This is a genomic window from Vibrio sp. 10N.222.52.B7 (assembly GCF_041474275.1).
Lineage (GTDB): Bacteria > Pseudomonadota > Gammaproteobacteria > Enterobacterales > Vibrionaceae > Vibrio > Vibrio crassostreae_C.
Window position 1 is genome coordinate 21,583 of the sequence record NZ_JBFRTU010000061.1, and the last position, 15,033, is coordinate 36,615.

10 protein-coding genes are annotated in these 15,033 nt (G+C 44.7%); 8 read left to right on the forward strand and 2 right to left on the reverse strand.

What is annotated here, in order from left to right; genetic code table 11:
- Positions 1-146: 146 nt before the first annotated feature.
- From AB4512_RS15500 to AB4512_RS15515, 4 genes are all read left to right on the forward strand, one after another.
- Positions 147-647: a YfbU family protein gene (locus AB4512_RS15500; RefSeq protein ID WP_017066932.1), complete on the forward strand. Its 501-nt coding sequence runs from the start codon at positions 147-149 to the stop codon at positions 645-647.
- Positions 648-1,190: 543 nt separating this feature from the next.
- Positions 1,191-3,125, forward strand: coding sequence for a PrkA family serine protein kinase (locus AB4512_RS15505; protein WP_016788844.1), 1,935 nt, complete (start codon positions 1,191-1,193; stop codon positions 3,123-3,125).
- A 127-nt stretch (positions 3,126-3,252) separates the two neighbouring features.
- Positions 3,253-4,524 (forward strand): YeaH/YhbH family protein, encoded by a 1,272-nt coding sequence (locus AB4512_RS15510; RefSeq protein WP_017062133.1) that lies wholly within the window; start codon positions 3,253-3,255, stop codon positions 4,522-4,524.
- An 11-nt stretch (positions 4,525-4,535) separates the two neighbouring features.
- Positions 4,536-6,098, forward strand: coding sequence for a SpoVR family protein (locus tag AB4512_RS15515; protein WP_017062134.1), 1,563 nt, complete (start codon positions 4,536-4,538; stop codon positions 6,096-6,098).
- A 143-nt stretch (positions 6,099-6,241) separates the two neighbouring features.
- Here AB4512_RS15515 and sohB read toward each other — a convergent pair whose 3' ends face one another.
- On the reverse strand, positions 6,242-7,303 hold the full coding sequence (sohB, locus tag AB4512_RS15520) for a protease SohB (protein WP_004737399.1): 1,062 nt from the start codon (positions 7,301-7,303) through the stop codon (positions 6,242-6,244).
- A gap of 143 nt (positions 7,304-7,446) precedes the next feature.
- Between sohB and AB4512_RS15525 the strand changes: the two genes are divergently transcribed.
- From AB4512_RS15525 to AB4512_RS15540, 4 genes are all read left to right on the forward strand, one after another.
- Positions 7,447-8,187, forward strand: coding sequence for a YciK family oxidoreductase (locus tag AB4512_RS15525; protein ID WP_017062135.1), 741 nt, complete (start codon positions 7,447-7,449; stop codon positions 8,185-8,187).
- A 151-nt stretch (positions 8,188-8,338) separates the two neighbouring features.
- Positions 8,339-9,046 (forward strand): translesion DNA synthesis-associated protein ImuA, encoded by a 708-nt coding sequence (imuA, locus tag AB4512_RS15530; protein ID WP_017063488.1) that lies wholly within the window; start codon positions 8,339-8,341, stop codon positions 9,044-9,046.
- 3 nt (positions 9,047-9,049) lie between these two features.
- The gene (locus AB4512_RS15535) at positions 9,050-10,519 is read left to right on the forward strand and encodes a DNA polymerase Y family protein (protein WP_372175153.1); all 1,470 of its coding nucleotides are present in this window, start codon (positions 9,050-9,052) and stop codon (positions 10,517-10,519) included.
- Positions 10,520-10,632: 113 nt separating this feature from the next.
- Positions 10,633-13,725, forward strand: a complete 3,093-nt coding sequence (locus AB4512_RS15540) for an error-prone DNA polymerase (RefSeq protein ID WP_372175154.1) — start codon at positions 10,633-10,635, stop codon at positions 13,723-13,725.
- A 333-nt stretch (positions 13,726-14,058) separates the two neighbouring features.
- On the opposite strand, the gene AB4512_RS15545 is transcribed toward AB4512_RS15540, so the two are convergent.
- Positions 14,059-15,000, reverse strand: a complete 942-nt coding sequence (locus AB4512_RS15545) for a chemotaxis protein CheV (RefSeq protein ID WP_372175155.1) — start codon at positions 14,998-15,000, stop codon at positions 14,059-14,061.
- Positions 15,001-15,033 lie beyond the last annotated feature (33 nt).

Genomic DNA, 15,033 nt, shown 5'->3' on the forward strand with positions numbered 1-15,033 from the left:
CTTTCACTTTTCTTTACAACTTTTGTTTATCAATTCAAAAAATCATATTAAATCCGTGTTGAGATCATGTTTCCACTCGTAGGAATGCTGTTACTCTTACTGCAACAAAAAAATACAACATTTAGTTTTTTAGTGAGGCTCCTCCCATGGAAATGACCAATGCTCAACGTCTAATTCTATCAAATCAATACTACCTAATGTCTCAAATGGATCCTGAGAACTCCGCTAAATATCAACGCCTACAAACGATCGTAGAGCGCGGTTACGAACTCCAAATGCGTGAGCTTAACAAAGAGTTTGGTTGTTTGACTGAAGCAGAATGTCGCGAAATTATCGACATCATGGAGATGTACCATGCAATGCAAGAGTCGAACAAAATGCTTGCAGAGCAAGAGCGTGCTGAAGTAGACCAACGTCGCCTGCAGTTCTTAGGTTTTGATATCGCTTCTGAAGCGCAGATCGTACACTACGTGCGTTTCCTTGTTGATTCTGAAGGTCTTTACCCTCAATTCGACAAAGCCGATCACCACTTCAATAGCCAGATGCCAATGCTAGAGAAGTACCGTCGCATGCTAACAACATGGCGCAACTGCCCTCGTCAGTACCACCTATGTGCGACAGAGCTATCTCAAATCTTTAGCGCTTAATTCGTTAATAGATCAGCGATAACTTTTAAAAAGTTTCAAGAAAAAGGGTTACTCATCATGAGTAACCCTTTTTTTATTCGAATCACTTGAACTAGAAAACGCAAGCAGCGTCAAATAACGCAGTAACCTTCTAGAGTATCAATTTACCATTTCAAACATAATGAGAATCAATAACGACTTTTTTGATAAACCATTCTCACATTCTCTTGTTATTTTCTGATAGCCAAGCGCATTAGACCGTTCATCATGCAAGATTATCAATAAGGCTCGGCTATGTATCTAACATACATAAATCCAGCACGGGTATTATTAAGCAACCTAAAATCTCAAAACAAACGACCAGATCCCCTCGAATGTAAAATAATTTGATTCTACGCGCCTCAAGTTGCCTATTGCGCTCGCCACGTTTTTCACACGCAAAATTGTAAATAAATACATAATTGTTAAGCAAAATTGTGGAAGCGGGTCTAACCTTAAAATGTAGGGAGAGCCTATTTTTCAATCGCTCGTCAGTTTTGACTGGTTAACAAGGGGAATGTGACTATGAGTATCTTTGACCACTATCAATCACGTTATGAAGCAGCCAAGGAAGAAGAGCTGACATTGCAGGAGTTCTTAGGGCTGTGTAAAGACGATAAAAGTGCTTACGCTAATGCTGCCGAGCGCTTATTACTAGCCATTGGCGAACCAGAGGTTATTGACACTGCTCAAGACCCTCAACTGAGTCGTATTTTCTCGAACCGTGTCATCTCACGCTACAGCGAATTTAAAGATTTCTACGGTATGGAAGATGCGATTGAACAGATTGTTTCTTACTTAAAACATGCTGCGCAAGGTTTAGAAGAACGTAAACAAATCCTTTACCTACTTGGCCCTGTGGGCGGTGGTAAATCTTCTCTCGCTGAAAAACTCAAAGCCCTGATGCAGAAACTACCAATCTATGTATTGTCTGCTGACGGTGAACGAAGCCCAGTAAACGATCACCCATTCTGTCTATTCGACGTTAACGAAGACGGCGACTTATTGAAGAACGAATATGGCATTGAGAAACGCTATCTTCGCTCAATTATGTCTCCGTGGGCAGCGAAACGTCTGCACGATTTTGGCGGTGATATTTCCAAATTCAAAGTCATCAAACTGCGCCCTTCTATTCTCGATCAAGTTGCGATCGCGAAAACGGAGCCAGGTGATGAAAACAACCAAGATATCTCGTCTCTGGTTGGTAAAGTTGATATTCGTAAACTTGAACACTTCTCTCAAGATGATCCTGATGCCTACAGCTACTCTGGTGCGCTTTGTAAAGCCAACCAAGGTGTGATGGAATTCGTGGAGATGTTCAAAGCGCCAATCAAAGTATTACACCCTCTACTTACGGCAACACAAGAAGGTAACTTCAACGGTACCGAAGGGCTTTCTGCACTGCCATTTGACGGTATGATTCTCGCTCACTCGAACGAATCTGAGTGGCAGACCTTCCGTAACAACAAAAACAACGAAGCATTCCTCGACCGTGTGTACATTGTAAAAGTCCCTTACTGTCTGCGTGTGTCTGAAGAAGTTAAGATCTACAAGAAACTGCTTGAACACAGTGAGCTGTCCAAAGCCCCTTGTTCACCGAGCACACTCGACCTGCTATCGCAATTCAGCATCCTATCGAGACTGAAAGAGCCTGAAAACTCTTCTCTGTTCTCAAAAATGCGCGTTTACGATGGCGAAACTCTAAAAGACACCGATCCAAAAGCGAAGAGCTACCAAGAGTACCGAGATTATGCTGGCGTTGACGAAGGCATGTCTGGGCTATCAACGCGTTTCGCCTTTAAGATCCTGTCTCGTGTGTTTAACTTCGACCAAGCCGAAGTGGCCGCGAACCCAGTGCACCTGTTCTACGTTATTGAGCAGCAAATCGAACGGGAGCAGTTCCCTCAAGAGACCGCCGAGAAGTACCTAGAGTTCTTGAAAGGATACCTAGTGCCACGCTACGTAGAGTTCATCGGTAAAGAAATTCAAACCGCTTATCTAGAGTCTTACTCTGAGTACGGTCAGAATATCTTCGACCGCTATGTCACCTACGCAGATTTCTGGATTCAAGACCAAGAGTACCGCGACCCAGAAACAGGCCAACTATTTGACCGTGCTTCTCTGAATGGCGAACTAGAGAAAATCGAGAAGACAGCCGGTATCAGTAACCCTAAAGACTTCCGAAATGAGATTGTGAACTTTGTGCTTCGTGCCAAAGCCAACAATAACGGTCAAAACCCAGTGTGGACGAGCTACGAGAAACTGCGCACTGTGATTGAGAAGAAAATGTTCTCTAACACAGAAGAGCTACTTCCTGTTATTTCGTTCAATGCTAAGACCTCAACGGATGATCAGAAAAAACATGACGACTTCGTTGCTCGTATGATGGAAAAAGGCTACACCGAGAAGCAAGTGAGACTGCTATCTGAGTGGTACCTAAGAGTTCGTAAATCCTCATAACTAAACGGTATTGAGCTGCTCAACTGAGCAGCTCGTATAAACCAATAACTTTTATACCTTAGTAAATCAATAACTCTTATACCCGAATAAAAAGTAGGATCGCGACATCAGCTGAGAGGGAGTTCTTATGGCACAATTTATCGATCGGAGGCTCAATGGCAAAAATAAGAGTGCTGTGAATAGACAGCGTTTCTTACGACGCCATAAAGAGCAAATCAAAGAATCTGTGGCCGATGCAGTTAACCGACGCTCAATCACCAATACAGAAACAGGTGAAGACGTCACTATTCCCCATAAAGACATCAAAGAGCCGAACTTTCACCAAGGTCAAGGCGGCGTAAGAGAGCGCGTTCACCCAGGTAATGATCAGTTCATCACTGGCGATAAAATCGAACGCCCTAAAGGTGGTGGTCAAGGTGGTGGCTCAGGCCAAGGCGACGCAAGCCCTGATGGCGAAGGCCAAGATGAATTTACCTTCCAAATTTCAAAAGATGAGTATCTTGATATTCTCTTTGAAGATTTAGCTCTACCTAATCTAGAGAAAAATCAGGTCAACAAAATCACCGAATGGAAAACTCACCGCTCTGGTTACCAAAGCGCGGGGATTCCATCCAACATCGCTATCGTTCGTTCACTACAGCAATCTCTGGCTCGTAGAACCGCGATGACAGCAGGTAAAAAGCGCGAGCTTAACCTACTGATGGAACAGCTTGACCAAGTTAAAATGACGGAGCCGGCACAACCTTTTGAGGAAGGTCGCCTCAAAGAAGAGATTGCCGAGTTACGTAAAAAGATTGAAAGCGTGCCGTTCATTGACACCTTCGACTTACGTTTTAAAAACTACGAGAAGCGCCCTATTCCATCTAGCCAAGCCGTGATGTTCTGTCTAATGGATGTATCGGGCTCTATGGATCAGGCCACAAAAGATATTGCGAAGCGCTTTTATGTTCTTCTGTATCTGTTCTTAAATCGCACCTACGAAAACGTCGATGTTGTGTTTATTCGTCACCATACTCAGGCTAAAGAGGTCGACGAACATGAGTTTTTCTACTCACAAGAAACGGGTGGCACCATTGTTTCAAGCGCACTGAAACTGATGAAGGAAATTGTCGCAGACCGCTACCCTGCTAATGAGTGGAACATCTATGCAGCACAAGCCTCTGATGGCGATAACTGGGCTGATGACTCTCCTCGCTGTAAAGAGTTACTGGTCAATACGCTTCTGCCAACTTGCCAATATTACTCTTACATCGAAATAACACGCCGCTCTCATCAAACACTTTGGCACGAATACGAAAAACTCGAGAGTAGCTTTGACAACTTCGCCATGAAAAACATTAAAACGGTGGATGATATTTTTCCTGTGTTTAGAGAACTGTTCCAGAAAGAGACAGCGTAAGGGAGTTTGCCATGACAGCGAAATCAAACGTTGCAGAGAAAAACAAAGCTGCAAAAAAGAAAAACGACAAGATGCTGCCTGATGGTCCAGATTGGACGTTCAACCTCTTGGAGAAATACCACGTAGAAATCAAACGTGTTGCGCAGCATTACCGTTTAGATACTTACCCAAACCAGATTGAAGTGATTACTTCAGAACAGATGATGGATGCCTACTCGAGCATTGGTATGCCTATCAATTACAACCACTGGTCTTTTGGTAAGAAATTCATTCAAACCGAGCAAAACTACAAGCATGGCCAAATGGGCTTGGCATACGAAATCGTAATCAACTCCGATCCGTGTATCGCTTACCTGATGGAAGAGAACACGGTCACAATGCAGGCGCTGGTAATGGCTCACGCTTGTTATGGCCACAACTCTTTCTTTAAAGGCAACTACCTGTTCCAAACATGGACCGATGCCAGTTCCATCATCGATTACTTGTTGTTTGCTAAGAAGTACATCAGTGGTTGTGAAGAGAAATATGGTGTTGCTGAAGTCGAGCAGCTCCTTGATTCTTGTCACGCACTGATGAATTACGGCGTAGACCGATACAAACGCCCTGAGAAGATTTCCATTGCAGAAGAGACAGCAAGACAAGAAGAACGCGAAGCTTATCTGCAATCTCAAGTGAATGAGCTATGGCGAACCGTTCCTCAAAATAAAAGTAAGGAAGAAGAGACCAAGATCCGCTTTCCTAGCGAGCCTCAAGAAAACATTCTCTACTTTATCGAGAAGAACGCACCACTGCTTGAACCTTGGCAACGAGAGTGTGTTCGCATCGTTCGCAAAGTGAGCCAATACTTCTACCCTCAAAAACAAACTCAAGTGATGAACGAAGGCTGGGCAACCTTCTGGCATTACACCATTCTTAACCACCTTTACGACGAAGGCTTGGTGAGTGATAAGTTCATCTTAGAATTCCTACACAGCCATACCAGTGTCGTCGCACAACCTGCCTACAACAGTCCTTATTTCAGCGGGATAAACCCTTATGCGCTTGGCTTTGCGATGTTTAGAGACATCCGACGCATCTGTGAAGAGCCAACCGATGAAGATAGAGAGTGGTTCCCTGAGTTAGCCGGAAGTGATTGGTTAGAAGCGGTGCACTTTGCGATGCACAACTTCAAAGATGAAAGTTTCATCAGCCAATACCTTTCTCCAAAAATCATTCGAGACTTTAAGCTGTTCTCTGTACTCGACGACGACCGTAAAAATACCATTGAGGTGAGTGCTATTCATGATGATCCGGGCTATCGCCTGATTCGTGAGAAGCTTGCGGCGCAATACAACCTAAGTAACCTTGAACCAAACATTCAGGTGTTTAATGTCGATGTTCGTGGTGACCGCTCAATGACACTGCAATATGTGCCTCACGACCGCATCCCGCTTGATAAAGGCTACGACGAAGTGATGAAGCATCTCTATCGCTTGTGGGGCTTTGATGTGATTTTGGAAGAGCTCAAAGATACGGGTCATAGAGAGATTCTGACTACTTGTCCAAAACGTAATGATTATGGAGCCAAGATTTAATACCCATCATAGTAAGTAGATTATGGGTATAAAACTCCGCTCCCCCTACAACATAGTGGTCACCCGCTCGGAAGTGGAGCAATAAAAAGCGCATAAGTCTGATGACTTATGCGCTTTCTTTTTAAGGCTCGAACTAAATAAGCTTAAACAATAGGCTTTTGACCGCGTTCAATCAGCTTCATCAGCACGCTGTCTGCAGATTTACCTGCCACGCCAGCTAGCTTGTCTGACAGCTTTTTCTTCTGTACATAGTGAATCGCTAGAACCGTCTTGTCTTTGCATGCTTCAACAACTAAGTCATCAGAAGTACGGATCTCATCCACCAGCCCAAGTTCATGTGCTTGTGTACCAAACCAGTGCTCACCCGTTGCAACCTTATCAAGGTCTAGCGCTGGACGATGGTCACGAATGAAGTCTTTGAATAAGCCGTGTGTCTCTTCTAGCTCTTCTTTGAACTTCTCACGTGCTTTATCGCTGTTCTCACCAAACATAGTCAGTGTGCGCTTGTACTCACCCGCAGTTAGCTGTTCAAACTCAATGTCGTGCTTTTTAAGCAGTTTATTGAAGTTTGGCAGTTGAGCGATAACACCAATAGAGCCAACAATAGCAAACGGTGCAGATACAATTTTGTCTGCGATACATGCCATCATGTAACCGCCGCTTGCCGCCACTTTGTCTACCGAGATAGTCAGAGGCAAACCTGCCGCTTTGATACGATCAAGTTGAGAAGACGCCAGACCATAGCCGTGAACCATGCCACCGCCAGACTCAAGTTTCAGCAATACTTCATCACCTTCACGAGCCACAGCCAGAACCGCCGTTACCTCTTCACGTAATGAAGCCACTTCTTTCGCATCAATGCTGCCGTTAAAATCAAGAACGAATAGATGTGGTTCACGCTTGCTATCAAGCTCACCCTCTTTCGCTGCTTTCTTCACTTCTTTACCGCGTGATTTTACTTTCTCTTTTTCCGCTTTCTTTTCTGCTTTATCACGGGCTTTGATGAAAGCATCATCGTGTAGATGGTGCTCTAATTGTTCAATCGTCTGTTTATGGTGTTCAGATAGGTTCGTGATTTCCAGCTCACCTTTAATCGCGCTTGATTTTCCACCCACAGATTTAGCAATCACTAAAATTGCAATGATGGCGATTACAACGGTCGCAATCTTGGCTAAAAACAAGCCGTAGTCCAACAAAAATTCCAATGTCATATCCCCTATTGTATGAATTAGTGTATTGTAACCATCTTGTCACGATTACCAAGAATTTCTCATCATTCCTGCGGTTATCTGTGTGATTAAACATCAATGGAATGACGAACATAATAAAAGAAAGAAGGATAAGCACAGTGGATTACCCAATCTCTACAGATGCCCTCAAAGATAAAGTAATTTTGGTTACAGGTGCCGGTGCTGGCATTGGTCGCCAAGCTGCACTAAGCTTCGCTCAACATGGCGCAACTGTCATTCTGTTAGGCCGCAATGTTAAAAACCTAGAATTCATTTACGATGAAATCGAAAGCGCTGGTTACCCGCAGCCTGCAATTATCCCATTGGATTTAAAAGGTGCGACAAAGCAGAACTACGTTGATATGGCTGAAACCATTCAATCACAGTTCGGTCGTTTAGACGGCCTACTTCATAATGCTGGCGTTCTTGGCACTCTGAGCCCGTTTGAGCAGATTGATGAAGAAACCTTTGATGATGTTATGCAGATCAATGTGAAGTCTGAGTTCTTGATGACTCAAGCTCTGCTACCTGCACTTAAAAAAGCAGAAGCAGGTCGTATCGTATTCACCTCTTCTACCGTTGGTCACTCTGGCCGTGCATTCTGGGGCACTTACGCGATTTCTAAGTTTGCTACCGAAGGGATGATGCAGATCTTAGCGGATGAGCTTGAAGACACAAACATCCGTGTTAATGCGATCAACCCAGGTGGTACTCAAACACGTATGCGTGCAAAAGCGTACCCAGGAGAAGATGCGAATAAGCTAAAAACGCCACTCGACATCATCCCACTGTACCTACACTTAATGAACCCAAGTGTGACAGACATTAATGGCCAATGTATCGATGCTCAACCTAAGTAACTGATATCATTGACCAATAGTAAAAAGTCGCTTCCATAGCGGCTTTTTTTGTATCTAAATCAATCAACTATTACTGCCGCTAATTTTCATCATTTCTCTTTGCATCTTTTTCATTGTTAAATATACTGTATAAATATACAGGTATTTAATTATGCATGAACTAATAAAAAACTTACAAGACCGCCAGCTAATCTGGAAAGGGTTACAATCAACAACGCAAGGAAGCACCACTTCAACAGGCTATCCTCAACTGGATAAACAGCTTGATGGCGGCTTCCCGACGCACGGCGTTATTGAAGTTGAATCACAACAAGGGATCGGCGAGCTTCGCCTACTGACGCCCTATTTATCTCAACAAAACTCGCAAAAACTGGCCATATTCATTAACCCGCCAGGGAAGATCTGTGCTGAGTTTTTTAACAGCCAAGGCATTGAATTAGAAAACATTCTCGTTATCCAGCCTCAACGCGATCTCGATGCGTTGTGGGCAGCTGAGCAGTGCCTCAAAAGCGGCGCTTGTCACTCTGTATTGCTATGGGGAGCCGATCTAGAAATACACCAAACAAAGCGCCTACAAGCAGCCAGTGAAACCGGTAAGTGCCTGCAGTTTCACTTTAAAGCCACCAGCCATAATCAATTATCCCTGCCCGTTTCCTTAAGCATGAAACTCTCTTCTCACGCGCAGGGATTAAAGGTTGAAGTGACTAAGAGAAAAGGCAGCTGGTCGTATGGCAGCTTTATTCTAGACATGACACACTACTGGCCGTTACTCACAGAGAAAGTCGTTTATGAAGACAATTCAGACCGCGCTTTGTCTGGTAACACTGTGCTGGCTTTTCCTATTGCGAAGCAAGGCTAACGTATGTTGTGGCTTTATCTGCACTTTCCATCTCTGCAGTTGGATACCTTGTTTAACTCTAATGAATTGGGTTCGAGCGAAGACTCACGCGAACAACCTATTATCATCGTGGATGAAAAAGATCACCATGTACTGCAAGCAAACCCAGCTGCGCTGCAATCGGGAATTTCGCTTGGTATGGGCTTAGGGTCTGCAGCAGCTTTGTGCCACAACTTACACGTCCACCCTTACAGTATTGAACTGGAGAAAAGTAAGCTTAAAGAGATCGCTCAATGGGCGTATCTGGTCACTTCCGACATGGCGTTATTGCCACCTAATGGTTTGTTGATTAAAGCCTCTAACATGCTGTCACTTTACGACGGGCTAGATAACTACTGGCATGAGCTCAAAAGCCACTTAGAAACGCTCAATATCCAGTTCAGCTTCGCTACGGGTTATTCGCCGCTTTCTGCGATCCTTTTGGGTAAGCAAGCGATCAACCAAGCAACAAACAATATTGAGCAGATGAAAACTTGGGTCAATCAACAAGCATTAATTTCCAGTGAGCTACCGACCAAGCAAGTGGAACGCCTGAACCGTGTCGGTATCAATACCGTTGAAGACTTATTAAAGCTGCCTTTGCAAGAGGTCGCACGCCGCTTTGATATCGACTTGGTGAATTATGTCGGTCGCCTTAACGGCCAGTTCAAGCACCCGATTGATTTCTATCATCCACCAGAGAATTTCCAGCAATATTTGGAGCTATTGTTTGATATTGAAAACATCCTATTTATCGAAAAGCCGTTGCTGAAATTACTGAATCAACTCGAATGTTTTTTGAAGCTACGCGATCGAGTGGCTTTCGAGTTAACTCTGACTTTACACCTAAGAGATAAAGACGATCACCCTGTCTCTTTTTATTCGGCACAAGGTGATTACCTTGCTGAAAAATGGGCGAACCTTACTCATCTCACCTTAGAGTCACTCAAGCTCACCGCACCGGTTCAAGGACTGACCCTCAGCTTGGTTCGTCATGGAGAACCCCAAATGGCCTACCATGATCTTTTTGATGGTAATACCGGAACACTTGCCGCGTTAGATTTGCTCTCACTACTGCAAGCAAAGCTTGGACAAGCCTGTATTCAAACACCAAAAATACAGCACGACCCAAGGCCAGAAAAGGCCAATCAGTATTCGCTCCCAACACTGAGTAAGTCTGTGACAAAAAGGCAAACACCCCCAGAGAGCGAGCAACAAACCATAGCTCTCAGCGTCGTTCAACAGCGGCTCAGGCCCAGTATTTTACTGCCAGAGCCCGAAGCCTTAACCGAAAGCGTCACCTTATCTCAAGGCCCAGAGCGCATTGTGTCTGGCTGGTGGGACGGAGAGAAGGTCATTCGTGACTACTTTATTGCTCACAGCGAAAACGGTCGGTGGCTCTGGATATTTAAAACGCCAGATAAACAGTGGTTTTTGCACGGCTTATTTAGCTAGTCGGTAAGAACGTAAGTCAGCAAGAAACTTTGTTAGCTCCTCCGTTCTACTTATTCAATTTCAGCGTCCCTTTTCAATCATGTTCACTCGCAATGGTTAAGTGAGATTACGTTATGTCTCAGCAATACTCAGAGCTTTTCTGTCAAAGTAATTACTCCTTTCTAGAGGGAGCTTCGCATGCGGAAGAGCTTGTTTTACAGGCCGACTTCTTACGTTACAAAGCACTCGCGGTTACTGATGAGTGCTCAGTCGCGGGCATCGTTAAGGTTCACTCTGCAATCAAGCAACATAAACTGTCACTCAAGCAAATTGTCGGGAGCATGTTTTGGTTAAATGAAGAGTGCCAAGTGATCTTGATATGCCCAAACAGACAAGCCTACGCCGAGCTGTGCCGTATAATTACCAACGCGAGACGTCGTAGCAGTAAGGGACATTATCAGCTCTCTGAGTGGGATATCATGTCGGCTAAGCACTGCTTTATTCTTTGGCTTCCTCAACAGAAAAATGAAGACGCGCATTGGGGGAAATGGCTCTCCCAGCACCATTCAGGTCGGCTTTGGATCGGCTTACAAAGACACCTAAAGCAAACCGACCAGCAGTACACAGATTACTGCGTTGAGCTGTCACAACATCATCAACTGCCGATAACAGCTTGTGGTGGCGTGCTAATGCACAATGCTAACCGCTTACCCTTACAGCACTCACTCACTGCGATAAAGTACCAAAAGCCCATTACCGAAGTGGGCAGTCACTTACTCGCTAATGCCGAGCGCTGTTTACGGAGTATCAATAAGCTCTCTCATATCTTCAAAGCGGAGTGGCTAGAAGAGAGCAACCGTATCGCTGAGCTGTGTGAATTTGATTTAAATAGCTTGCGATACGAATATCCCAGTGAGCTGATTCCTCAAGGGGAGACACCCATGAGTTATCTGCGCATGTTGGTCGAAAAAGGAAAACGAGCTCGCTTCCCACAAGGTGTACCTGACGACATCCAACAGATCATAGAGAAAGAATTGGGATTAATTGACGAGCTTGACTACCCTTTCTTTTTTCTCACCATTCACGACATCGTGATGTTTGCCAAAAGCCAAGGCATTCTTTACCAAGGTCGAGGTTCAGCGGCCAATTCCGTGGTCTGTTACTGCTTAGAAATCACCTCTGTCGACCCAAGACATATCTCGGTGCTGTTTGAGCGTTTCATCAGTAAAGAGCGCGATGAGCCGCCTGATATTGATGTCGATTTTGAACACGAACGTCGTGAAGAAGTCATCCAATACATCTATAAAAAATACGGTAGAGAACGGGCTGCACTTGCTGCAACAGTCATCTCTTATCGCTTCAAAAGTGCGGTGAGAGATGTGGGGAAAGCATTAGGGCTACAAGAAACTCAGCTCGACTACTTCATCAAGAACACCAATCGCAGGGACAAAAGCTTAGGTTGGCAGGCTCAGCTCACTCAATTAGGGCTACAACCTGATTCTTTGAAGGGGCAGCAGTTTATCCACTTGGTTAATGAGATTATCGGCTTCCCACGTCACTTATCTCAACATGTCGGTGGCTTTGTCATATCCTCAGGGCCTTTGTATGAGCTGGTTCCCGTCGAAAATGCAGCGATGCACGATCGAACCATTATCCAATGGGATAAGGATGATCTAGAAACCTTAGGCTTGCTGAAAGTTGATGTGCTCGCGTTGGGTATGCTCTCTGCGATTCGTAAATGTTTCGACCTGATCAAACGTATTCACGGGCGATCACTGACCATTGCTGAGATCACTCGCCTTAAGGACGATCCTCAGGTTTACGGCATGATTCAGCGAGCAGACACAGTCGGGATATTCCAAATTGAGTCACGCGCACAAATGAGCATGCTGCCAAGGCTTAAACCGAAGACTTATTACGACTTGGTGATTCAAATCGCTATCGTACGCCCAGGCCCTATTCAGGGTGATATGGTGCATCCGTTTCTCAAGCGTCGAGATGGCATTGAGCCAATCAGTTATCCATCTAAAGACGTGGAATCAGTACTGTCGCGCACCTTAGGTGTACCGATATTCCAAGAGCAAGTGATCAAACTCGCGATGGTCGCTGCAGGGTTCACAGGCGGAGAAGCAGATCAACTCAGACGGGCAATGGCCGCTTGGAAGAAAAATGGCAACGTCTTTAAGTTTAAAAACAAACTCATCGAAGGAATGCAAAAGCGCGGCTATGAGACAGAGTTTGCTGAGCAGATCTTTAAACAGATATGCGGCTTTGGCGAGTACGGTTTTCCTGAAAGCCACTCCGCTTCGTTTGCGGTGTTAGCGTATTGCTCCGCTTGGTTGAAATGCTACTACCCAGAGTGCTTCTACGCTTCTCTGTTGAATAGCCAACCGATGGGGTTTTATAGCCCTTCACAGTTGGTACAAGACGCACAACGACACAATGTGGTGATACTTCCGGTATGTGTGAACGCTTCTCAAAACGACCACACGGTTGCCCCTCATCAGAATGGTCTAGCGATTCGCTTAGGGCTGCGACAAATCAAAGGATTCAGCGAGCATGGAATTCAAAGCGTGCTCGCCAATCGTCCACCATCCGGTTATCGCCACCCTAGTCAGGTGAAACAGTTATCGATGAATAAGAAAGATATCGAGCTACTGGCATCGGCCAATGCGCTACATAACGTTTCTGGAGACCGCTTCCAGACTCGCTGGGCGATCATGGACTCGGCGTCGGATTTACCTCTGTTTAGCCAAGCCTATGACGATGCTGAGGCAGGACATGACGAACATGTACTGCACAAGCCCAATGAGATGCAAGATCTACTCGAAGACTTCACCAGTGTCGGAATTTCATTGAACAAGCACCCCATCACTTTGCTCGAAGAAGCAGGACGATTAGGTCGATTCACACACATGAAAGATTTAATACAGCAAAGACACAAATCTATGGTCACCGTTGTCGGATTAGTCACAGGTAAACAATCTCCCGGCACCGCGGCAGGTGTCACCTTTGTCACGCTAGAAGATAGCACTGGCAATATTAATGTCGTGGTATGGGGAGCAACCGCGCGCGCTCAACAACAAGCTTATCTCACAGCCAAGGCGTTAAAAGTACAAGGGATATTAGAAAAAGAAGGAGAAGTTGTGCATGTTATCGCGGGGAAACTTATCGATATTACCGATGAAATTGTTGGCTTGAAAACCAAATCTCGGGATTTTCATTAGCGAAGTAGCAATTGTCCTCAATCGGTCCTTGGCTAAAGAAACGAAAGAAAGAGCAACGAAAAAGGGAAGCATCCGCTTCCCTTCAATTCCAGTTGTTGAGTTATGACTCAACTTCAGCTTCCGTACGTCTTTTCTTAAATTCCCTATACAGTAATAAGCTCAAAGTCATAACGACTTTAGACGTTAACCATATCATTAAGAGGAACTACCTTAAATTGTGTGTGAAAAGTTACGCTAGCAGTTGAGCATATTTCGTTAAGAAAAATATGCTGCGTGAATATTAGCAAACGTTTTCTATCAGGTCACTCAAAACAAACCGTACAGCAGCGTTAATTATAAAATCTGACGCATTCGCTCTTGAGTCACTTCAACCAAGAGGTCTGGCTGGAACTTAGAAATAAAGCGGTTACACCCTACTTTCTCAACCATAGCTTCATTAAAACTTCCACTTAATGAAGTGTTTAGCGTTATGAATAGGTCATGCATTCTTAGGTCAGTACGTACTTCATGTGTCAGTTTATAACCGTCCATTTCAGGCATTTCAGCATCGGTGATCATCAACAATATTTCTTGATTGATGTCTTTGCCTTCATCACACCAGCCCTTAAGTAAGGTCAGTGCTTCTAAGCCATCACAACACTCAATAATGTTCAAACCCAACTGCGACAAGGTGCCTTTAATTTGGTTACGCGCTGTTGAAGAGTCATCAACGATAAGCACGTTACGTCCTATCATCTCCTGAGCTAATTGTTCATCTAAAACGCCTTCAGAGATCGAGACATCGTAATCAATGATCTCAGCCAACACTTTCTCAACATCGATGATCTCGACGATCTTGTGCTGCTCTTCTTCTTGAATATGCGTAATAGCGGTTAGGTAGTTTGCACGGCCTGTTGTCTTTGGCGGCGGCTGGATTTCTGTCCATGTCGTGTTCACGATATTACGAACTTGCCCAACCAAGAAACCTTGTACGGTTCGGTTGTATTCCGTAATGATCAAGTTGCTCTCTTGAGATTCCGCACGAGATGGCGGAAAGCCAATGGCACTACGCAAATCAATAACAGGCACCGATTCACCACGTAAAGACGCAACACCCGTAATATGATGATGAGAGCCCGGTAAGCGAGTGAGTACTGGCACTTTGAGGACTTCTTTCACTTTAAATACGTTAATCGCAAATAGTTGACGACTATTTAAGCTGAATAACAAGAGTTCCAGACGGTTTTCACCGACCAGTTTGGTTCTCTGATCAACCGAATGTAAAACGCCAGACATACAACACCTTAGTGACAAATAATAACTGTGGCT